General features: G+C 66.6%; 16 protein-coding genes. All 16 read left to right on the top strand.

The features are described 5' to 3' along the window. The first annotated feature begins 38 nt into the window (after nt 1-38). Nucleotides 39-767, top strand: a complete 729-nt coding sequence (locus H5T65_03720) for a glycosyltransferase family 2 protein (protein ID MBC7258334.1) — start codon at nt 39-41, stop codon at nt 765-767. After that, nucleotides 768-1658 carry a polysaccharide deacetylase family protein gene (locus H5T65_03715; GenBank protein MBC7258333.1) on the top strand — a complete coding sequence of 297 codons (891 nt, stop codon included), beginning with the start codon at nt 768-770 and terminating at the stop codon, nt 1656-1658. It begins immediately after the preceding gene. Next, the gene (locus H5T65_03710; protein MBC7258332.1) at nt 1655-2893 is read left to right on the top strand and encodes a DUF2029 domain-containing protein; all 1239 of its coding nucleotides are present in this window, start codon (nt 1655-1657) and stop codon (nt 2891-2893) included. The genes H5T65_03715 and H5T65_03710 overlap by 4 nt, the downstream gene beginning before the upstream one ends. Continuing rightward, on the top strand, nt 2890-3288 hold the full coding sequence (locus H5T65_03705; protein ID MBC7258331.1) for a DUF2304 domain-containing protein: 399 nt from the start codon (nt 2890-2892) through the stop codon (nt 3286-3288). The genes H5T65_03710 and H5T65_03705 overlap by 4 nt, the downstream gene beginning before the upstream one ends. After that, the gene (locus H5T65_03700) at nt 3285-4970 is read left to right on the top strand and encodes a glycosyltransferase family 39 protein (protein MBC7258330.1); all 1686 of its coding nucleotides are present in this window, start codon (nt 3285-3287) and stop codon (nt 4968-4970) included. Before H5T65_03705 ends, H5T65_03700 begins: the two co-directional genes overlap by 4 nt. A gap of 21 nt (nt 4971-4991) precedes the next feature. Further along, complete coding sequence (locus tag H5T65_03695) at nt 4992-6581, top strand: glycosyltransferase family 39 protein (GenBank protein MBC7258329.1); 1590 nt, start codon at nt 4992-4994, stop codon at nt 6579-6581. Between the two features lie 35 nt (nt 6582-6616). Then, nucleotides 6617-8269, top strand: a complete 1653-nt coding sequence (locus H5T65_03690; protein ID MBC7258328.1) for a glycosyltransferase family 39 protein — start codon at nt 6617-6619, stop codon at nt 8267-8269. Then, nucleotides 8266-9564, top strand: a complete 1299-nt coding sequence (locus H5T65_03685; protein ID MBC7258327.1) for a radical SAM protein — start codon at nt 8266-8268, stop codon at nt 9562-9564. Before H5T65_03690 ends, H5T65_03685 begins: the two co-directional genes overlap by 4 nt. Further along, nucleotides 9561-10526, top strand: coding sequence for an SDR family oxidoreductase (locus H5T65_03680; GenBank protein ID MBC7258326.1), 966 nt, complete (start codon nt 9561-9563; stop codon nt 10524-10526). The genes H5T65_03685 and H5T65_03680 overlap by 4 nt, the downstream gene beginning before the upstream one ends. Beyond that, nucleotides 10523-12139, top strand: a complete 1617-nt coding sequence (locus H5T65_03675) for a hypothetical protein (GenBank protein ID MBC7258325.1) — start codon at nt 10523-10525, stop codon at nt 12137-12139. The genes H5T65_03680 and H5T65_03675 overlap by 4 nt, the downstream gene beginning before the upstream one ends. Nucleotides 12140-12225: 86 nt before the next feature. Continuing rightward, complete coding sequence (locus H5T65_03670) at nt 12226-12873, top strand: acyltransferase (GenBank protein MBC7258324.1); 648 nt, start codon at nt 12226-12228, stop codon at nt 12871-12873. A 98-nt stretch (nt 12874-12971) separates the two neighbouring features. Beyond that, a complete protein-coding gene (locus H5T65_03665; protein MBC7258323.1) occupies nt 12972-15998 on the top strand; it encodes a DNRLRE domain-containing protein in 3027 nt (1008 codons plus the stop codon). A 13-nt stretch (nt 15999-16011) separates the two neighbouring features. After that, complete coding sequence (locus H5T65_03660; protein ID MBC7258322.1) at nt 16012-17439, top strand: radical SAM protein; 1428 nt, start codon at nt 16012-16014, stop codon at nt 17437-17439. A gap of 25 nt (nt 17440-17464) precedes the next feature. Next, a complete protein-coding gene (locus H5T65_03655; GenBank protein MBC7258321.1) occupies nt 17465-18163 on the top strand; it encodes a class I SAM-dependent methyltransferase in 699 nt (232 codons plus the stop codon). Further along, nucleotides 18160-19635 carry a lipopolysaccharide biosynthesis protein gene (locus H5T65_03650; protein MBC7258320.1) on the top strand — a complete coding sequence of 492 codons (1476 nt, stop codon included), beginning with the start codon at nt 18160-18162 and terminating at the stop codon, nt 19633-19635. The genes H5T65_03655 and H5T65_03650 overlap by 4 nt, the downstream gene beginning before the upstream one ends. A gap of 1 nt (nt 19636) precedes the next feature. Next, the coding region (locus tag H5T65_03645) for a glycosyltransferase family 4 protein (GenBank protein MBC7258319.1) at nt 19637-20472 on the top strand (836 nt) is incomplete at its 3' end.

The raw sequence follows: 20472 nt of genomic DNA, 5'->3' as shown, positions 1-20472 counted from the left end.
GAGCACAGAACTTGAGCGGGAAACGTCGGTTGGTCATCATGCCGGCCCACAACGAGGCCAACAACATAGAGGCCGTCCTGGATCAGATTCGGGCCGTGGACCCTGGCCTGGACGTGCTGGTGGTGGACGACGCTTCCACGGACGATACGGCCGAGCGCGCCCGCCGTAAAGGGGCCACGGTGGTGAGCCTGCCCTGCAACCTAGGCTACGGGGGCGCAGTTCAGACGGGCTTTCGCTACGCGGTGGAACACGGCTACGACATCGGCATCATGATGGACGCCGACGGCCAGCACGCCCCGCAAAGCCTACCGGCGCTGCTGCGCGCGGTGGAGGAAGGCGCGGACGTGGCGCTGGGGTCGCGCTTCCTGGGCCGTATGGAGTACGACGCAGGGTGGGCGCGCCGCACGGGCATGGGCATCTTCCGCGCCATCGTGCGGCGGGTTACCCGTCGGCCTTTCACCGACCCCACATCGGGGTATCAGGCCCTCACGCGCGAGGTGATGGAGTTCTTCGCGCGCGACAACTATCCGACGGATTTTCCCGATGCCGACACGCTCATCGTGCTCCACCATGCGGGGTTCAATGTCGTGGAGGTTCCCGTCGTTGTTCGGGCGCGGATCAGCGGCACGTCCATGCACGCCGGCTGGAAGCCCATCTACTACGTGGTCAAGATGCTGCTGTCTATCTTTGTGGTCCTGCTCCGCAAGCAAACGCACACCAACGCCATTCGCCCCTCACAAAACGGAATCCGCCAGGGAGGTAAGTGAATGGTACAGGTGATCAACGCATTCACCGTGGACGTGGAGGAGTGGTACCAGGCTGAACTCCTGCGCCAGCGTCGGCTCCCCGCGACGCCGGAGGATCAGGCCAAGGAAGCCATCCAGCCCCTGCTGGATTTGCTGGAGGAGACGGGCGTCCGCGCGACGTTCTTCGTCGTCGGCGAGGTGATGAAGAAGCATCCGGCCCTGTTCCGCCGCATCCACGACCTGGGGCACGAAATCGCCTGCCACGGCATGAGCCATCGCCCGCTGTGGACCATGTCGGAGGCCGAGTTGGAGCGCGAACTGGGCGAGTTCTCCGATCTCTACGACCGTGTTCTGGATGGGAGGCGGCCTGCGGGGTTCCGGGCGCCCACGTTTTCGCTGAATCGGGACACCCGCTGGGCCGTGCCGGTGCTGCGCGAATTCGGGTACACCTACGATTCCAGCATTTTCCCCGCACGGACGCCATTGTACGGGGTGCCCGGCGCGCCGCTGGCTCCGTACCGCATCTCGGCGGCGGATGTGAGGCGCGAGGAGCCGCGCGGGCCGCTGTGGGAATTCCCCATGACGGTGTGCGACGTGGCGGGGCTGCGGCTGCCCGTTTCGGGCGGGGCGTACCTGCGGCTGTGGCCCTATCGGCTGGTGCGGCGGTGCCTGCGCGAGGTCAACCGCACCCGGCCCTTTGTCGTGTACGTGCACCCGTGGGAGTTGTACGAGGGCACGCCCAAGGTCAAAGGTCTGACCCCGCTTGAGCACGTGGCGACCTACTGGGGACGCAGGGGCGGGCTGGCCAAGGTTCGGGCCTTGCTGCGCGATTTCGCCTTCGCGCCCATGCGCGAGGTCTTGCAGGCGTGGGCGGCGCAGGTCAACTCGGTGAAGGAGGCGCAGCCCTCATGAATCGGTGGCTACAAGTTGTCGTCGTTGCGGTTCTGGTCGCGCTTGTGGCGTGGTGGGGCGTGGGCGTCTATCGCATCACGAACAATCACGATTTTGAGGTGCAGTATCAAGCGGCCGAACGGCTGCGCGCCGGTGAGAACATCTACGCCGACAGCGCGGGGTTCAAGGCGGCCCTGGAGAGCGGCCAGTTCAACATGCGAGACAACAGCATACGCTGGCCCTACGCCAACCCGCCGCTGCTGGCCATCCTGACCGTGCCGCTGACCTATCTGCCCTACGACGTGGCGGCGGCCATCTGGACAGGCCTCACGACGCTGTTCTTGCTGGGCGCGTGCGCGGCGATTTTGGCGGCCATCGGGCGGCTGGACTGGACGGGGGCGGTCGTGGCGCTGGTGCTGCTGTACGGCTACTATCCGGCGACGGTGTGTCTGCGCCTGGGGCAGGTGGAAATCCTGCTGTTCCTGCTCATCGCGCTGGCGTTCCTGGCGCTGAAGCGCGGGCGCGACGAGTGGGCAGGGGCGGCGCTGGGGTTCGCCACCGCCATCAAGTTCTTCCCGGGCGCGCTCATCCTGTTCCTGGCGTGGAAGCGGAAATGGAAGGCGGCCGCGTGGGGGCTGGGCATCGGCGCGGTGGTGCTGGCCGCGAGCATCCTCATCGCCGGGCCTGAGAACTTCGCCGCGTACACGGAGGCGTGGGGGGTCTATGCGGGCGGGGCGTTCAGCGCGTTTCCGCTCAATCAGTCGCTCAACGGGTTTTTCAGCCGCCTGTTCCGCCCCAACGTGTTCTGGCCGACGCTGCGCGGGCTGGAACTGCCGGGCCTGGCGACGGGCCTGTGGTTGGGGGGCGCGGCGGTCCTGGGCGCGGCGCTGGCCTGGCTGACGCGCAAGGGCACCGATGCGCGAGACCGGCGGTTTGACATGGAGTTCTCGGCGGCCATCCTGGTGCTCCTGCTGGCGCAGCCCCACTCGCAGGTCTATGCCTTCGTGTGGGCGCTGTTGCCGCTCATTGTCGTGGCCTGCCGCGCCGTGAGCACCTACCCGTGGTCGTGGCTGGAAGTTGGGGCGCTGGTGGTGGGCTACTTCATGCTGGGGAGGCAGTGGTTCCGGTTGCCGCCCATACCGGTGCGGTTCGTGCGCTCGCATGTGATGTTCGGCGCGCTGCTGCTGGCCGCGCTGGTCTTCTACATCCTGTGGCGCAAATTGCCTGCGCCGGCGGCGCAAGGAGGGGAGACATGAGCCTTGCTGCGAGGATCTTGCTCATCGCGGTGGGCGTCGGGATACTGGTGTTCGTTGTCAACCTGGTGCGCACCCGCAAACTGAAAGAGGAGTACGCCATCCTGTGGCTGTTCACCGGCATCGTCCTCGTGCTGCTGCCCGTCGTCATTGACCTGCTGGACGCCATCTCGTTCGCCCTGGGCATCACGTACCCGCCGGCGTTCATCGGGCTGGTGGCGGCGGTCTGCATCCTGTTCATCCTGTTCCAGTTCTCCACCAGTATCTCGCGCTTCAGCGAGCGGACGAAGGTTCTGGCGCAGGAGGTGGCGATCCTGAAGGAGCGGGTGCGTCGCCTGGAGGCGCAACTGGCCGAGGCCCGCGCCGCGCAGCATGCGGAGGTGGAAGACACGGAATGACCGTTCGGGCGGGGCAGACTTCGCGGAACCGAGAATGGCTGTGGGTGGGGCTGCTGGTCGGCCTGGCGTTTCTGGTGCGGCTAGGGCTGGTGCTGTTCGTGGACCGCGTGGTGTGGGGCGACGAGCCGTTCTACCTGTGGCTGGGGCGCAACTGGTTTGAGGGGCGCGGCTATTCGTTCACGGGCTACTCGGACGTGCACCACACGCCTGGGTATCCGTTCCTGAGCGCCGTCTTCTATCTCATCACGGGCAACCTGGAGACCGCCAGCGACATCTGCTACGTGCTGTTTGGCACGGCGCTCATGGTGCCCTTGTACCTGCTGGCGCGGCGTATCTACAGCCGCGAGGCCGGGTATATTGCGCTGCTCGTGGCGGCGGTCTATCCCGCGCTCACGGGGACTATCCTGTTCTGGGGCACGATGACCGAGCCGCCCTACTACTTCTTCGCGTATGGGGCTCTGCTCGCGCTCCTTGCGGGGATGGAGCGGCGGCGCGCGTGGGCGGTGTTCCTGGCGGGCCTTGCGGCGGGCGCGGCGTACATCGTTCGCCCGGAGGGGATCGCCTATTTCGCCATCCTGCTGTTCTATCTCGTTGTGATTCGCCTGGGCGAGTGGATTGCGGGCCGGCGGGCTGCAAACCCGCCCCTACAGGCGCGGCGCGTAGCGCTGGAACTGCTGTGCCTGGCGGTGGGATTCGCCCTCATCTTCATGCCCTACATGATCTACGTCCGCCTGGAGACGGGGGCGTGGATGATCAGCGAGAAGGCGGGCGTAACTTTCGTTACCAGTTGGCGGCTGGCCTACGGCGACACGGTGGCCTTTGACAAGGCCACGTGGGGGCTGGACTCCACCGGGTTGGAGGTGTTCTTCTTCTCCCGCGAGAGTTATCACGTGAGCATGGTGGAGGCCATCCTGCAAGCGCCCGCGGAGTTCGTGCGCCTGGTGTATCAGAACGTCCTGGCGCTCCTGGCGCAGGCGTTCTCGCCGCGCATGTTCCCGTACTTCTTCCTGCCGCTGGTGGGGCTGGGACTGTTCGGCGAGACCTGGAGCCGCACGCGCGCCAAGCGGGAGTTCCTCATGCTGTTGTCGCTCCTGCCGGTCATGGCGTTCCTGGTCTTCTTCATCCAGGAGCGGTACATCGCGGCGTTGCTGCCGACGCTCATCCTGTGGCTTGCGGCGGGTCTCGTCCGGTTGGGCGAGTGGGTCGCGGGGACGGCGCGCCTGCTGTTCGGGGCGTCGGAGGCCCCGCGCTGGCGGCGCTGGGGGACATGGCTGCCCACGCTCCTCATCGTCGCGATGCTCGTGGTGGCGCTCCCGCGCATTATGGACAACACGGCGCGCGGCTCGTTCCGCTTCGCGCACAAGACCGTTGGCCTGTGGATAAAGGACGCGCTGCCTACGACGCGGGACACGGTCATCATGGCGCGCTATCCGGCCATCGCGTTCTATGCGGATGCCCGATGGGAACCCACGCCCAACGCCACCTGGCCCGAGGTGCTGCGCTACGCTCGGCACGTTGGGGCGGACTATTTCGTGCTGGATAGCCGCGAGGTGGAGAAACTCCGGCCGCAACTGGCCTTCCTGATGGACAAGACGCAGATACCGCCCGAACTGGAACTGGTACACGTGGACACCAGCGAGGGCGAGACGCTGATGGTGTACCGAATCAAACCGAATCCGTAATCGCACGCTGGAGATGGGTGAATGGAGTTGTTGCGCAAAGGGATTTCGCAGTTGAGGCAGGCGCTGGGCAAAGTCGCCGCGCGCCTGCGCTGGGACGTGTGGACGGTGGCGGCGTTCACCCTTGCGGGCGCGGCGCTGCGGCTGGGGAAGTTGGGCGCGGATGGCCTGTGGCGCGACGAGGCACAGGGGCTGTTCGTCGCCGCCAAGTCGTTCCCGACGGGAATCACGGGGGCGCTCGTCGCCGATGGCCACCCGCCGCTGTTCTTCTTCCTCATGCATTTCTGGGCGAAGATTTGGGGCACCAACGAGTTCGGCATCCGCCTGTTGCCGGCGCTGCTGGGGATTGCCACCATCCCGCTCCTGTACGCGGTCGGGCGCGACATGTTCGGCCGGTACGTGGGCGTGCTGGCTGCGGGCATTGGCGCCCTGTTGCCGATGCACGTGCTCGTGTCGCGGCAGGCGCGGATGTACACGCTGCTGCCGCTCCTGGCGCTCCTGTCCATCTGGACGCTGTACGACGCCACGCGCCACAACATGCGCCGATACTGGGCCGGTTGGGTGGTGTCGTCGGTGCTGATGATGTACAGCCACAACTGGGGCATCCTGGTGTTTGCCGCCGAGAACCTGTTCGTGGCGTGGCACTGGCTCATGCGAGACCGGCGGCCGTCCTCGCTGGGCGCGTGGATGGTGTCGCTGGCGGGCGTGGGCCTGCTGTATCTGCCGTGGCTGCCCACGCTCCTGGAGCAGTTCCGCATTCCGGGCATCGTCATGGGCCCCTGGGTGCGCAGCGAGAACTCGCCTATCGGCCACTTCTGGCGCATCTTCAACGAGTTGACGTCCATGACCTGGCCGGGCGACCGTCCGCTGCCGTATGTGCTCCTGCTGGCTATCGGGGTGCTGTCGTTCACCGTATCCCGCAAGCGCCTGGCGGTGGCCTACGAGTTCTCGCCCGCGACCGACCTGGTGGTGCTGGCCTTGCTGTTCCCGATGGCGGTGGGCATTCTGGCCACGAGCCGCACGCAGGGGCTGATCCCGTCGTATGTGGCGATGGCGGTGTTTCCGCCGCTGTGCTTCCTGTTGGCGCGGGCGATTTCGGGCCTGCGCCCGGCGTATGGGCTGATGGCGCTGGCGGTCATCGCGCTGCTGTTCTGGTATCCGGCGCTCCAGAACCTGTACGCCAAGCCCGTGTCGGCCATGCGCGAGATCGCGCGGTACGTGCAGGACTCCGCCGGGCCGGACGATGTGGTCATCATCGCGCCCGACTACCTGGCCACGCCGTTCAACTTCTACTTCTCGGGCGAGCAGGCGCAGGTGGCATTCCCGCAGCCGCCCGGCCGCGTGGAGGAGATCATCTGGCAGGGCTGGCGCGCCCGCTGGGAGCAGGCGGACGAGGCGGTGTCGCCCACGCTGGAATTCGTGGCCACCGGCGCGCTCGATGGCCGAATCTGGCTCATCGCGCCGCTTGACATGTACCCGAACGACCCCTACTTCGGCCAGATCAGGGTGCTGAAGGCGGCGCTGGACGAGCAGTACGACCTGGTGGAGCATGAAGGCCGCTTCCGCAAGATGGCTACGGAAGGGGCGGATGTCTTTGTGTATCGGCGGCGCTGACGGCGTCGCGGGTACAGGCGAGGGTTTGAGGAATCGTGTTGGAGAGCAAACGGGCGGGGCGAAAGGAATACGTCGCGGTGGCGGGCATCGCGCTGCTGGCGCTGGCCGTGCGGCTGGCGCTGGTTCTATGGGCCGACCGCGCCATCCGCTGGGACGAGCCTGACTACCTCACGCTGGCGCGGAATCTGGCCACGGGGCGCGGCTTCTCGGTGGCGGGCCACCCCGAATTGCACTACGCGCCGCTGTTCCCGCTGGTGGCGAGCCTGTTCTACCGGCTGCTGGGCAACCTGAAGGCCGCCAGCGATGCGGTGTACGTCCTGGCGGGCGCGGCGCTCATTGTGCCGTTCTTCGCGCTGGTGCGGCGACTGTTCGGCGGGCGCGTGGCGCTGGCGGCGAGCCTTCTGCTGGCGCTGTGTCCGGCCCTCAACGCCTCGGTACTGTACTGGGGGACGATGACGGAGCCGCTATATCTGCTGTGCATCTTCGCGGGGCTGTGGCTCACGTGGGTGGCTGCCGAGAGCGGGCGCGTGGGGCCTGCCGTCGCCGCTGGCGCGGGGTTCGCCCTGGCCTACCTGACGCGGCCCGAGGGGAGTTTCTACGCCGCGTTGGGCGCGCTGGTGCTGGCGGTGGGCGTGGTGGCGCGGCGGCAGGCGCGTTCGGGCAAGGCGTGGTTGGCGCTGGGCGGATACCTGCTGGCGGCGCTGCTGGTGGCGATGCCCTACCTGGTGTACATCCACGCGCAGACCGGCCGGTGGATGGTGAGCGGGAAACTGGGCGTTACCTACGACATCGGGCGGGCGGTGCTGGCCCGCGACCCCGCCGAGTACGACCGCGTTACGGCGTCGCTGGACAGCACGGGCCGCGAAATCATCTGGTACTCGCCCGAACGATTCCAGCGCGACCTGGCCGCGGAGTTGGCGGCAAGCCCGATGGAGGCGCTGCGCCGCGTGTGGGCCAACTTCCGCCTGCTCCTGGACGCATGGTTTGACATAACCGTATTCCCGACGCTGCTGCTCGTCTTCGTGGGCCTGGCGTGGTTTGCTGCGCCCTGGGACAGGCGGCGCGCGGTTGCGGAATTGTACTGGGCGGCGGCCCTCACTCCGCTGCTCATCGCATTCCTGCCGTTCCACGTGGAGATTCGGTTCTTCGCGCCAGCGCTGCCCATCGCGCTGGCCTGGGTGGGACGGGGCGCTGTCGTCATGGGCGACTGGGCCGTGGACACGGCGCAGGCGCTGCTGGCAGACCGGCCGCTGGCGGCGTGGGCGCGGCGCTTGTTGGTCGCGTTGCCGCTCGTCCTGGTGAGCCTGGCGTTTCTGGGCCTGACCGTGGTGGCCGTGGGCGAGGGCAGGCGGAGCACGGACTTCGGCCACCGCGAGGCCGGGCTGTGGCTCAAGCGCCACGCGCCCGCCGGTAGCGTGGTCATGGCGCGGGATTTGGCCATCGCCCTGTACGCCGAACTGGACTGGGTTCCCTCGCCGCGCGCCGAGATGCCCCAGTTTCTGCAGTACGCCCGCGTTTATGACGTGGACTACGTCGTGGTGGACGAACGCGAGGTTACGGTCATCCGCCCGCACATGAAGGCGCTGCTCCACGCCGAGACGGCCCCGCCGGAACTGAAACTAGTGTACCAGTTCGTGGGCAACAAGGGTCGCACGCTGGTGTACGCCCTGGGGGGAGGTGCGCCGTGAACAGCCGCACGGTTTGTGTGAACCCGCCCGGCCTGCCGGGTACGACCGCCAACCGCGAGGGCGCGGGCGGCATGGGCAATGTGTACCCCGAACCGGGCGCGTTCCTGTACCCGCCGCACACTCTGGCGGCGGTGGCGGGGGCCTTGCGGGATGGCGGGCTGGAAGTCGTGGCGCGCGATGGCGTCCTGGAGGGCGACTCGGTGGATCGGGCGGTGGCCTGGGCGGCCGGCCAGATGCCCACGTGGTTGATCGTGCAGGTGTCGTGGGCTACGCGGGAGGCGGATGTCGCCTTTCTGCGGGCGGCGCGCGCGGCCCTTCCCCACACGCCCATTGTGGCGATCGGCGCGTCGGTGGCGTGGATGGAGGATGCGCAGCGCGCGGTTCCCGATGTGGCGTGGCTTGTCGGCGAGCCGGAGCGGACGCTGGGCCTTTTCCTGGCGTTGTTCGGGACGGATTCGGAGCGGTGGCGTGGGGCGCTATCGCCAGCCGTGTTGAGCAAGCCCGGAGCACCGACACGGCAGGTGCAGTCCCTGGAGAATCTGCCGCGGCCCGCGTGGGATTTGTTCCGCTGGCAGGGCTACGGGATGCTCACCGTCGTGGGCAGCAAGGGGTGCGACCACGCCTGCGCCTACTGCCCGTATATCGTGGCCCAGGGCAATCGGTTCCGCCCGCGTCCGGTGGACGAGATCGTGGACGAGATGGCGTATCTGGCGCGGGAGTTCCGACCGGCGCGGGTGGTGTTCCGCGATCCGGTTTTCGCCCGGGAGCGCGACCGCGTCCTGGCGCTGTGCGAGGGGCTGGCGCGGCGCAAGGTGCGCCTGGCGTGGGAGTGCGAGTCGCGCGCCGACGACCTGGACGCCGAACTGGTGCAGGCGATGGCGCGGGCGGGGTGCACGGCGGTGAAGTTGGGCGTGGAGTCCGCCGACACGGCGGTGCTTGTGGCCGCGAGGCGCGTGCGCGACGCCGCCAGCGCGGAGGTGTACCGCGGGCGCGCCCTGGCGGTGGCTGCGGCCTGCGCGCGCCATGGCGTCGCGCTGCGGGTGTTTCTGCTCACGGGCTTGCCGCAGGAGAGCGACGCCGCCATCGCCGAGACCGCGCGCTTCGTGGCGGAGATGCGGCCGTCGGCGTTGCACGTCAAGGTTGTGGACAGGTATCCGGGCACATCCATGGACTGGGCGGTGCCTGCGGGGGATGCACAGCGCCGCGCCGAGGTTCTCCGCGCGTCGTGGACGCCGCCGTCGGCGCAGGCGCGGCGCGGACTTTTGGCGAGGGTTGCGAGGAGGCTTGGTCGGTGAAGGCATTCGTAACGGGCGCGACGGGTTTCATCGGTGGCCTTGTGGTGCGCGAACTGGCGGGCGACGGCGTGCCGGTGCGCGCTTTGGTGCGGCCTGGGCACGACACCCGCTGGCTGGAGCGACTGGGCGCGGAGGTGGCGCCGGGCGACTTGCGCGACCGCGACAGCCTGGCCGCGGCCATGGAGGGATGCGACACGCTGTTCCATGTCGCGGCATTCTACTCCACCAGCGAGGCCGACAGCGCGCTGATGTACGAGACCAACGTGGTGGGAACGCGGAACATTTTGCAGGTGGCGGCGGGGTTGCGCTACGCCCGCGTTGTCGTTACCAGCACCATCGGCACCATCGGCAGGCCCGCCGACGGCTCGCTGCCCAATGAGGATGTGGAATTCAACCTGTGGGATTCATGCAGCCACTACGTGCGCTCCAAGTACTTGGCCGAACTTCTGGCGCTGAACATGGCGCGGGAGGGGCTTCCCGTCGTGGTGGTCAACCCCACATCGCCCATCGGCGCGGGCGACGTGAAGCCCTCGTCCAGCGGGCGCAGGGTGTTGGACGCGCTCCGGGGCAAGACGCCCTCGTTTCCGCCGGGCGGCCTGAACGTGGTGGCCGCGAAGGATGTGGCGCGCGGGCATATCCTGGCGGCCCAGCGGGGGCAGCCGGGCCGCCGCTATATCCTGGGCAACGTGCAGGGCAACCTGACGCGGGACGAATTCCTGCGGCTGGTGGGCGAGGTCGCGGGGGTGCGGGTGGCGCGGCCGCCCCGACAGTCGCCGCTGCGTGCCGTGCGCCTGGCGCTGGGCGGCGCGGCCGGACGCAGGGGGTTTCTCCCGCCGGCGCTGACGTGCGACTGCCGCCGCGCCGTGGAGGAACTGGGCATGCCCCAGACGCCCATCCGACAGGCGCTGGCGGAGGCTGTGGAGTGGTTTCGCCGGAACGGATACGTGGAGGTGGCACCATGATGCGCGCAGTCTTCGGGCGCGACCGGGGCGAGGGACGTGGGCACACCTGGGCCGTCGGGTTGGCGGCGCTTGTGGCGATGGCCCTGCGCTACCTGCAAGGCCCGCAGGTTGTGGACGATGCCTTCATCACGTTCCGCTACGCTCGGAACCTGGCGCAGGGCCTGGGGTTCGTGTACAACGTGGGTGAGCGGGTGTTGGGCACGACTACGCCGCTGTTCACCCTGCTTCTGGCCGGGTTGGGCAGCGCGCTCCCTGTGTCCCATGCCCACCTTGCGCTGGCGATCAGCGCCGTGAGCGACGGGCTGACGTGCATCCTGCTGGCGGGGCTTATCTGGCGACTGACCGGCAGCAAGAGCGGCGCGGTGCTTGGCGCCGCGGCGTTTGCCCTGTGTTCGCAGAGCGTCGCGGGCGCGACTACCGGGATGGAAACGTCGTTCTGCACAATGCTCCTCGTAGCGGCGTTCTGCCTGTATGCTTGTGGGCACTTCATCTCATCGGCCGCGGTCTTCGGCCTGGCCGTGCTCACGCGGCCCGACGCCATCATCGCCGCAGGCTTGGCGTTTCTGGGCATCTTCGCGGTCAGGCGATGGGCCGCGTGGCGCGAGGCGGCTGTGTTTGCCTTCGTGGTGCTGCCATGGGTTGCCTTTGCCACCGCGTACTTCGGCAGCCCGGTTACGAACAGCCTGTGGGCCAAAGAGCAATCGTATCAGGCCATGCCCGCGTTTGCGGCGCTCATCAACTTCTGCAGCCGGTTCAGCAATCTCTTTGTAGATCAGATTGCGGGGCGATTGGGGAATCTGCCGATTCTGCGCGCGCTCCTCGCATGGCCTGCGCGCAGCGTGCTCCTGTACGAGCACTATACGCCGTGGTTTCCGCTGCTTGGGGTGGTGCAGGCGGCTCTATGGGGTGTGGGGGCGTGGGATGGGGTGCGGAAACGCGGCGCCGCCTGGCCCATTTTCGCCTTCCCGCTGGCCTACGTCGCGGCATATTCGGTGGCGGACCCGCTGATGTTTGAGTGGTACTTCGTGTTGCCAGCACCGTTCTATGTCGCGGGCATCGTCGCGGGGCTGGTGGCGGTGGGGCGGTGGGTACAGGGACGGCTCGGTTCGCTGCGCCTGGCCCGCGCGGGAGCGGTCGCAACAGTTGGCGCGGTGGCGCTAACGCAACTGTTCGGTTACAACCTGATTCCGGATGCCGGGGGTGGTTGGATGTCGCTGCGGCGGCCTGTGTGGCTGGAGCGTGAGAACTTGTACCGTGAGGTGGCGCTGATGCTGGATCCCGCCGTAACTCCTGCCACTGTGGTCGCCGCGCCGGAGATAGGGGCGCTCGGCTACTACTGCGATGCGACGATATTGGACACCGTGGGGCTGGTCTCGCCGCAGGCCATCCCGTTCAATCCGGTGGAGCCTTCGCTGGCGGACAGCAACTATGCCGTGCCCGAGCCGCTCATCTATGCCTTCATGCCGGACTATGTCGTTGCGCTGGAGATCTTCATCCGGCGAACGCTGCTTTCTTCGGAGGGGTTTCGCCGGATGTACCCCTTGCTGGCGCGTCTGGAGACCCGCGCGTGGGGCACGGATGGGCTGCTGGTGTTTCGGCGAGCCGTGCCGTAGCAGCGGGGCTTATCGCGGCCTAACACGACGAGCGAGGAGTGAGTTGCATGGCCTTGGGGATACGTAAACAGGTGCTAACCGTCTTGATGCAAGGGGCTGGGGCGCCCGTCATCGGCGGGCTGTGCGTGCGGCTGGCATCGGCGCTGCGGGGGCCGTACAAGGACAAGAAATACCTGGCCAACCTGACGCGCAACCCGTACATCTCGCCGAAGGCGCAGATTTGGGCGAAAGACCTGGAAATCGGGCCGCAGTGTTTCGTGGACGACTACGTTACGATCTACGCGCATCCCGACGGCGGGCGCATCGTCCTGGGCGAAGGGGTGCACCTGTACCGCGGCACCATCGTGGAGGTCGGCGCCGGCGGGAGCGTGGTCATCGGCCCGCATACGCACATCCAGAGCAACTGCAACCTCAAGGGGTTTCTCGGCAACCTGCGCATCGGGGCCAACGTGCAAATGGCGCCCGGGTGCGGGTTCAGCCCTTATGAGCACGGGTTTGATGACACTTCGCGTCCCATTCGCGAGCAGGGTATCACAACGCGCGGCGACATCGTTATAGAGGATGATGTCTGGCTGGGGCTGGGGGTGTATGTGCTGGACGGCGTCCGTATCGGCAAGGGCGCGGTCATCGGCGCGGGGTCGGTGGTAACCCGCGACATCCCTGCCTACGCCATCGCCGCCGGAGTCCCGGCCAAGGTCATCCGCTATCGGGGCCGCCGGGCAGTGGAGGTATGATCACGGTCAACCTAGGGGTGAACATGGGCACACATGGTGAATCTGCATCGCGAAAAGGTAACGGGAAAGCGCTGGTATTGGTGCTTGTGGTGGGCACGGTGGCGCTGCTTGCTCTGATGTGGAGCGCGGCGCTGGATTCCTCGGACGCGGCGGGGGGCGCGGGCATGCCTCAGCCCGTTGGGGTGCTGAACGGGGAGACGATTTACCACGTCCAACTGCGCCACAACGTCAACGGCTATACGGGGGCGTCGGATACGTACATCAACGAGGACGCGGCCGACACCAACTTCAACGACCCCAGCCATTGGGGCGAGTTGCAGGTGCGGACGGGCGGCCCTGCCAAGCGTGCCCTCCTTCGCTTTGACCTGGCGGGGCAGATTCCAACGGGCGCCCGCATCCTGACGGCTACGCTGCATCTGTGGACGACTTCGTGGCGCTCGGCTGACAGGCCCATAACCTTGGAACTGTATCGTTTGCTCCAGGATTGGGATGCGAGCCAGGCCACGTGGCGAAGCCGCCTCACGGGCGTCCCCTGGGAGGGGGCGGGAGCCGATGGCGCAGGCGACCGCGAGACCAGCCCGGTCTCTTCGGTTACGGTGAATGCCGTCAACGCTGAATACACCCTGGACGTTACCCGGGCGATTTCGGACTGGTTCGGAGCGCCGGACACGAACAAGGGGTTCCTGCTCTTGCCGACGGCCTCGTCCATCATAGAGTATCGGTTCTGGGCATCCGATTGGCTCAATGACGCCCAGAAGCGCCCCCTGCTGGACATCTACTACACCTTTGAGCCGGGCGTAACGCCGGAGCCGACGGCTACCCGCACGCCGACGCCGACGCCCACGCCCACCCCTGTGCCGGGCACGGTGATCACGTCCACCGTGGCTACCGACTGCGTCAAGGTAGGCTCCACATTCGGGACCGAGGCCAAGACCAACGTCTTGCTCGTGTACACAGGGAGCCTCACCCGCGCCAAACTGATCATGGACATTTCCAACAGCAAGGCGGGCCACAGCATCTACGTGAACGGCCGCAAGATCGGCACCTCGTTTCCTTCTGGAGGAAGCACCTGCGAGCCGGGGCGCACGTTCCCCTGGCCGTTTGACCCAGCCATCCTGACCAGCGGGTTCAACGAGATCACCATCACCGCCGACGCCGACCCCGCCGATCTGTGGGGCGCGGTGAACATCCGCATTGAAGCCGAGGGCGATGTGGTGCCTGCAAGGATTCGCACCGTGTCGTTCAAAGCGAGCAACGGCAGTTGGACCTACAGTGCTGCCATCATGACCCCTTCGGGCTACATGGGCGATGTGCCGCTGCCGCTGTTGGTGAGCATCCACGGCTGGAGCGGCAAGCCGATGGACGCGCTGGGAATCCACGCCGACGCGGCGAACCGCAACGGCTGGCTGGTGGTGGCCCCCGACCTGGAACAGAACCACACGCTTTCGCTGAGCGTGCAACAGCAGTTGCTGGACACCATCAACTACATGAAGGCCAACTACCGCGTGGACGAATCGCGCATCTACATCACGGGCGTGTCCATGGGCGGGATGATGGCCAGCGGGATGGTGGGGAAGTACCCTCATCTGTTCGCCGCCGCCGCCATTGAGCGCGGCCCGTCGGACCTGGATCAGTGGTATTGGGAGACGGAGGACTGGAGGCGGAACTGGCTGGAATACGAAATCGGCGGGTCGCCTCTGGGCAAGCCCTTTGAGTACGAACGCCGCTCGCCGATTGAGTACGCATCCAATATGGCGAGTATCCCCATGCTCTTGACCCACGGGCTGCAGGACACCGTGGTACCGGTTTCGCACACCCTTCGGCTGTCCGACGCCGTCGGCACCTATGCTGCCACACCGCCCAGGGTGGAACTGTACACCGGCGGGCACGATACGCCGTGGCCCGGCGGCAGCGACGGCGTTCTGAACTTTCTGAAGCCGTACCGCCGAGTGGGGATGCCCCAGAGCCTGGTTGTCCGCACCGACGGCCGCTGCGCCTTCACCGACCGCACGTGCACCTACTACTGGCTCACCATCACCCAGACGGGCAGCGACCACTGGAGCCGCGTGGCGGCGACCTTTGACGCCGACGGCGTCATCACCGTAACCAGCGAGGATCCCAGGCCCGCTTCCACCACAGCGAGCACGCCATCCATGACCCTGGGCTTCAACCTGGAGCAGATGGGGCTGGCGGGGTTGTCGTCCACGTGGGTGGTGCAGAATTTTGACGCGGCTACAGGGCGCTATTCGCACACGAACGCCTCTTCCGTCGGGGGGTTCCTGTCGGTAACGCCGGGCTGGGGCACGCACGAGATACGGATTTCGCCGCCCGCGTTGGCCCCGCAAATCCACGAGGTGGAATTGCGCGCCGTGGAGGATACCTACATCGTCAAAGACGACAACACGCCGAAAGGCTCCGAGTCTTACATGACGATCCAGTCCGACGGGAATCAGCGCGCGCTCATACAATTTGACACCGCGGCGATTCCGGAGAACGCCGTTGTCCTGGGGAGTTCGCTGCGCCTCGTTGCCACCTCGCAGCGCAACACCGAGACGTTGACCGTTTCGGCCTACCAGATGCGCCGCGCCTGGAACGCGGCCGAAGCGACGTGGTTCAAGGCCACCGCCTCGGAGAACTGGGGCGTCAGCGGCGCGGAGAGCACCGAAACCGACCGCTTCCCCGACGCCGAGGGGGTGGTGGACATCAGCCAGGTCTTCAAGACCTATGAGGTGAACGTCCGGCCCATGACGCGCCAGTGGGTGGCGGACTCGGCGACCAATCGGGGCCTGTTGCTGAAGGGCCAGAGTAAGAGTTACACCTGGTACCGCATCGCGTCGTCGGACGGGGACAACCCGAACGGCCCGCGCCTGTGGGTGGCCTACGCGCTGCCCACGCCTACGCCGACGCCATCACCGACGCCGACTGCCACGGCGACGCTCACGCCATCGCCGACGCCGACCGCCACGGCGACGCGGACGCCGACGCCAACGCCGACGGGCACGCCATCGCCGACGCCGACCGCCACGCCCACGCCGTCGGCAACGCCTACACCTACGGCGACCCGTCAGGCGCGGCCGCAACTGTTTTTGCCGTTTGTGTCGGTGCCACCCTATTTCTGGCACTAGAAGCGAGGAGCGCATGAAGATTCTGTTTGTGTATCCGGACATAGAAGGAGTGGAGCATTACGGCGCGCGCAAGTTCTACCATGGCCTGGCCTACCTGTCGGCCATGGTCAAGCAGGACGGGCATGAGACCGAACTGTACTACGCTGACCGCGAGCCGACCCGCGACGAACTCCTGGAGCGCATGGCCCGCGCTAACCCGGCCATCGTGGCGTTCTCGTCCACGACGCACCAGCACCCGTTCGTGGAGAAATGGGCGGCGTGGTTGAAGGAAGCCAGGCCCCAACTTGTGCTGGTATCCGGCGGTACCCATCCCACGCTGGCGCCGGAGGAGGTCATCGCCAGCCCCAATTGGGACGCGGTGTGCGTGGGCGAGGGCGAGTACGCCTTCCGCGAACTGGCCCAGCGCGTGGCCGAGGGGCAGCCGTTTCACGACATCCGCAACTTGTGGGTGCGGCGCGGCGAGGAGATCATCCGCAACCCCTTGCGGCCCCTCATCGCCAACCTGGACGAACTGCCGTTCGCCGACCGCGAATTGTTCGCCTTTGACGAGATTCTCGCGGCCAACGATGGCTGGGTGGACATGATGAGTGGGCGCGGTTGCCCGTACCAGTGCTCCTATTGCTGCAATCCTGGGCTTCAGAGCCGCTACAAGGGCCTGGGCAAGTACGTGCGCTTCCGCAGCGTGCCCCACGTGCTGGCCGAGATTCGTGCCCTGCGCGCGCGCTACAACGTGAAGACCATCAACTTCCAGGACGACACCTTCACCCTGGACGAGAAGTGGACGCTGGAGTTCTGCGACGCCTACGGGCGGGAGTTCAAACTCCCGTTCTGGATCAACACGCGGGTGGAGCGCCTGTCCGAGGAGATCGTGGCGGCGCTGGCCCGCGCCGGCTGTAGGGGCGTGCGTATCGGCATTGAGTCGGGCAATGAACTGCTGCGCCGCGACATCCTGAAGCGGCGCATGAGCAACGAGGACATCATCGCGGCCTTCCGCCGCCTGCGCAAGCACGGGCTGAAGGCGTACACGTGCAACATGCTGGGTGTGCCGGGCGAGACCAAAGAGATGATAGAGGAGACGATTGAACTCAACCGCCGCCTGGAGCCGGATGACTTGCAGTTCTCGGTGTTCTACCCGTACCCCATGACGGAACTTCACGACGTGGCGGTGGCCAAGGGGTACTACGTGCCGCAGGCGGGCGCGCTGTCCACGTACTACAGCCGCACCAGCGTGCTCAACCTGCCCACGCTGACGCAGGAGGAACTGGCCCACGAGTACGACCGATTCATGGCGCTCAAGAGCGAGTTGAGTTTGAGGCGCACCCACCCGTGGAAGTACCGCGCCAAGAAGGCGCTGCGTGCGCTCGTGCGCGGCGACGAGGCCCGAATGGAGCGCGTGCTGAATGTCTGGCGCGGGGTCAAGCGCGCCCTGCGCCGAGCGTGAGGCCACCACACACAGAGGAGAGAGCATGGATTTAGTTGCCTACTACGACGCCTATTGGACGCAAGCCGACGACACCTTTGACCACGAGCGGTTGGAACTGCTGGCGAGCCGCGTGAGGGCGGGCGAGAAGGTGCTGGAGGTGGATTGCGGGCCGGGCGTCCTTGCGAAGAAGATGCGGGAGCGCGGGGCCGACGTTACGGCGACAGACCTGTCGTCGGTGGCGGTGCAGCGCGCGCGGGACAAGGGCATCCCCGCCCAGCAGGTGGACATAGACACGCAGGATTTGCCCTTTGCCGACGCCACCTTTGACGTCGTGGTGTCCAACTCGGCCATTGAGCACCGCTTCTTCCACGAGCGGTCGTTTGACGAATGCGCGCGGGTGCTGAAACCCGGCGGGCGGTTCATCGTCTGCCTGCCCAACATCGCCCACTGGAAGTGCCGGCTGTGGGTGCTGTTCGGCCGATTCCCCTACGTGCAGCATTCGCCTACCGACGCCATGCACCTGCGCTTCTTCACCGTGGGCGAGGCGAAGCGGCTGTGCCGCACGCGCAACCTGGAGCCGGTGGAGGTGGACGGCAGCGCGTCGCTGTGGGCGCGGGACTTCTATCCGGCGTTCTTCCGCAAGCCCGTGGTGCGGAGCGTGTACAAGTGGCTGGCGCACGTGTGGCCTTCCATGTTCGCGCGCGATTTCGTGCTCGTCTGCCGTAAGAAGGAGACGGTATGAGCCTGAAACGGCAGGTGGGTTCGGCCATCGTCTGGGTCATATTGTCCGTGATTTTCACGCGGTTTCTGTCGTTCTTGACGAAACTCGTCCTGGCGCGGTTTCTCGCTCCGGGCGATTTCGGCCTGCGCGCGCTGGCGAACCCGGCCATCAACCTGCTGATGATGTTCCAGGAGTTGGGGTTCACGTCGGCGCTCATCTACAGGCAGACGGAGGTGGAGGAGGCGGCGGACACCGCCTTCTGGACGGTCCTGACCAGCAGCCTGACCCTGTACCTCGTCGGGTTCTTCTCCGCGCCCTGGGTCGCCGATTTCTTCCACGAGCCGCAGTTGATCCCTGTGATGCGGGTGCTGGCGCTCACCATGCTCCTGTCGTCGTTCGCCCAGGTGCCCGTTACGCTCCTCGTGAAGGAACTGGCCTTCAAACGCAAGGTGATTCCCGACCTGATCGCGGGAGTCCTGGGCAACGGCCTTTCCATCGTGCTCGCCATGCTGGGGTACGGCGTTTGGAGCCTGGTCTATGGCCAGGTGGCGGTGTCGCTTATTGCGGCGGGGCTTATCTGGTTCTTCACGCCGTGGCGGCCCAGGCTTCGCTTCAGCAAGGCCCGCGTGAAAGAACTCATTGACTATGGCAAGCACATCGTGGGGAGCCAGACGCTGGTGTTCGCCATCACCAACGTGGACAACGTCTTCGTCGGCAAGTTCTTGGCTACTGCGACGCTGGGGTTCTACGACCTGGCCTACACCATCGCCAACCTGCCCGCCACGCAGATCACGCGCCTGGTGAATCAGGTGATGTTCCCCACGTTCTCCAAAGTCCAGAGCGACCTGGAGATGTTCCGCAACGTGTATTTCCGCGCGCTGAAGTACGTGTCGCTCCTGTCGGTGCCTATTGCGGTAACTACTATCGGGTTTGCCGACAACTTCGTAACGCAGGCCTATGGGCGCGAATGGAGTCCCGCCATCTTGCCGATGCAGTTGCTGGGCATCTACGGGCTGGTGCGTTCGGTGGCGGCCAACATGGGCAACGTGTTCAAGGCGGGCGGGCAACCCAAGTGGCTCACCTACATTGCGCTGTGGCGGCTGACCATGATGCTCATCTTCCTGTACCCGGCCATCCGATGGGGCGGGATCGTCGGCGTCAGCCTGTTCTCGGCGATCATCTCGGTCATTGATTTCGGCATCTCGGTCTTCTTGGCGAACAAGATCATCCACGCCTCGTGGGGCAAGTACGTGCAGATTCTCGTGCCCCAGGGGATTGCTTCGGTGATCGCCGTGCTGGCGGGCAAGTTGGTGTACTGGAACACGTGGGGCCTGACGCGGGCCATCGTTCGGCTGGGCGCGGCGGGCGTGGCCATCGTGGTGGTGTACGCGGCCATCATGTGGGCGATTGACCCGGAGGTGCGCCAGTTGGCGCAGGCCGCATGGGAATTCGTGCGGCTCCGTGGGCGCAGCGCCGTCGCGAAGGAGGCCTGAGATGACCGCATGGGGAGCCGACCGCCCGCGCGACGCAGACCGGAACCTGCGCGTGGCCCTCATCTCAACGGTTACGATGAACCCCTACGTGGAGTTGCTCCGCCAGGCGCTGGACGCCATCCCGGGCGTGCGCGCCACTTCTCACCGCGACCTCACGCCCGACTGGGTGTGGGGCCATCGGCGGCTGGACGTGATCCACCTGCACTGGGTGGAATTGCAAATCGCGTCGCCGTCGCGCTGGCGGGCGCTCAAGAAGTTCACGCGGTTGGTGAGGGCCGTCCTGTTGGCACGGCTTCTGGGCATCACGTTCGTGTACACCGTGCACAACCTGGCCCACCACGAGGGGCAGAACGCGCGCTTGAACCGATGGGCCAATCGGTGGGTGTTCTGGCTGGCCGACGCGGTGCACGTTCACGACGAGGGCGTGGCGGCGCAGTTGGCGGCGCTCTACGGCCGCAGGCGCGGCGTGTACGTCGTCCCGCACGGGAACTACATCGGCGCGTATCCCGTAACCGCCACGCGCGAAGAGGCTCGCCAACATCTGGGCCTTCAGCCGCACGAGAAGGTCTTCCTCTTCCTGGGGCAGATACGGCCCTACAAGGGCGTGGAGGAACTGATTGCGGCGTTTCGCCAGTTGGAGGGCGATGGGTACGTGCTGCTCATCGCGGGCAACCCGCAGGACTCGGGCTACGCGGCGCGCATTGAGGCGGCGGCGCACGGCGACCCGCGCATTCGCCTGCGGCTGGGGTACGTCCCCGACGAGGAACTCCACCGCTACCTGTTGGCCGCCGATGCAGACGTTTTGCCCTATCGGGAGGTAACCACGTCGGGCGCGGC

It is taken from the genome of Chloroflexota bacterium, from assembly GCA_014360805.1.
In the GTDB taxonomy this organism is placed as follows: Bacteria; Chloroflexota; Anaerolineae; order DTLA01; family DTLA01; genus DTLA01.
This window is presented reverse-complemented; position numbering and strand designations above follow the sequence as displayed.

What these genes read in the sequence shown, in the direction of transcription:
- H5T65_03720 (MBC7258334.1), top strand. Translation starts at nt 39, where the DNA reads ATGCCGGCCCACAACGAGGCCAACAACATAGAGGCCGTCCTGGATCAG.
- H5T65_03715 (MBC7258333.1), top strand. Translation starts at nt 768, where the DNA reads ATGGTACAGGTGATCAACGCATTCACCGTGGACGTGGAGGAGTGGTAC.
- H5T65_03710 (MBC7258332.1), top strand. Translation starts at nt 1,655, where the DNA reads ATGAATCGGTGGCTACAAGTTGTCGTCGTTGCGGTTCTGGTCGCGCTT.
- H5T65_03705 (MBC7258331.1), top strand. Translation starts at nt 2,890, where the DNA reads ATGAGCCTTGCTGCGAGGATCTTGCTCATCGCGGTGGGCGTCGGGATA.
- H5T65_03700 (MBC7258330.1), top strand. Translation starts at nt 3,285, where the DNA reads ATGACCGTTCGGGCGGGGCAGACTTCGCGGAACCGAGAATGGCTGTGG.
- H5T65_03695 (MBC7258329.1), top strand. Translation starts at nt 4,992, where the DNA reads ATGGAGTTGTTGCGCAAAGGGATTTCGCAGTTGAGGCAGGCGCTGGGC.
- H5T65_03675 (MBC7258325.1), top strand. Translation starts at nt 10,523, where the DNA reads ATGATGCGCGCAGTCTTCGGGCGCGACCGGGGCGAGGGACGTGGGCAC.
- H5T65_03670 (MBC7258324.1), top strand. Translation starts at nt 12,226, where the DNA reads ATGCAAGGGGCTGGGGCGCCCGTCATCGGCGGGCTGTGCGTGCGGCTG.
- H5T65_03660 (MBC7258322.1), top strand. Translation starts at nt 16,012, where the DNA reads ATGAAGATTCTGTTTGTGTATCCGGACATAGAAGGAGTGGAGCATTAC.
- H5T65_03655 (MBC7258321.1), top strand. Translation starts at nt 17,465, where the DNA reads ATGGATTTAGTTGCCTACTACGACGCCTATTGGACGCAAGCCGACGAC.
- H5T65_03650 (MBC7258320.1), top strand. Translation starts at nt 18,160, where the DNA reads ATGAGCCTGAAACGGCAGGTGGGTTCGGCCATCGTCTGGGTCATATTG.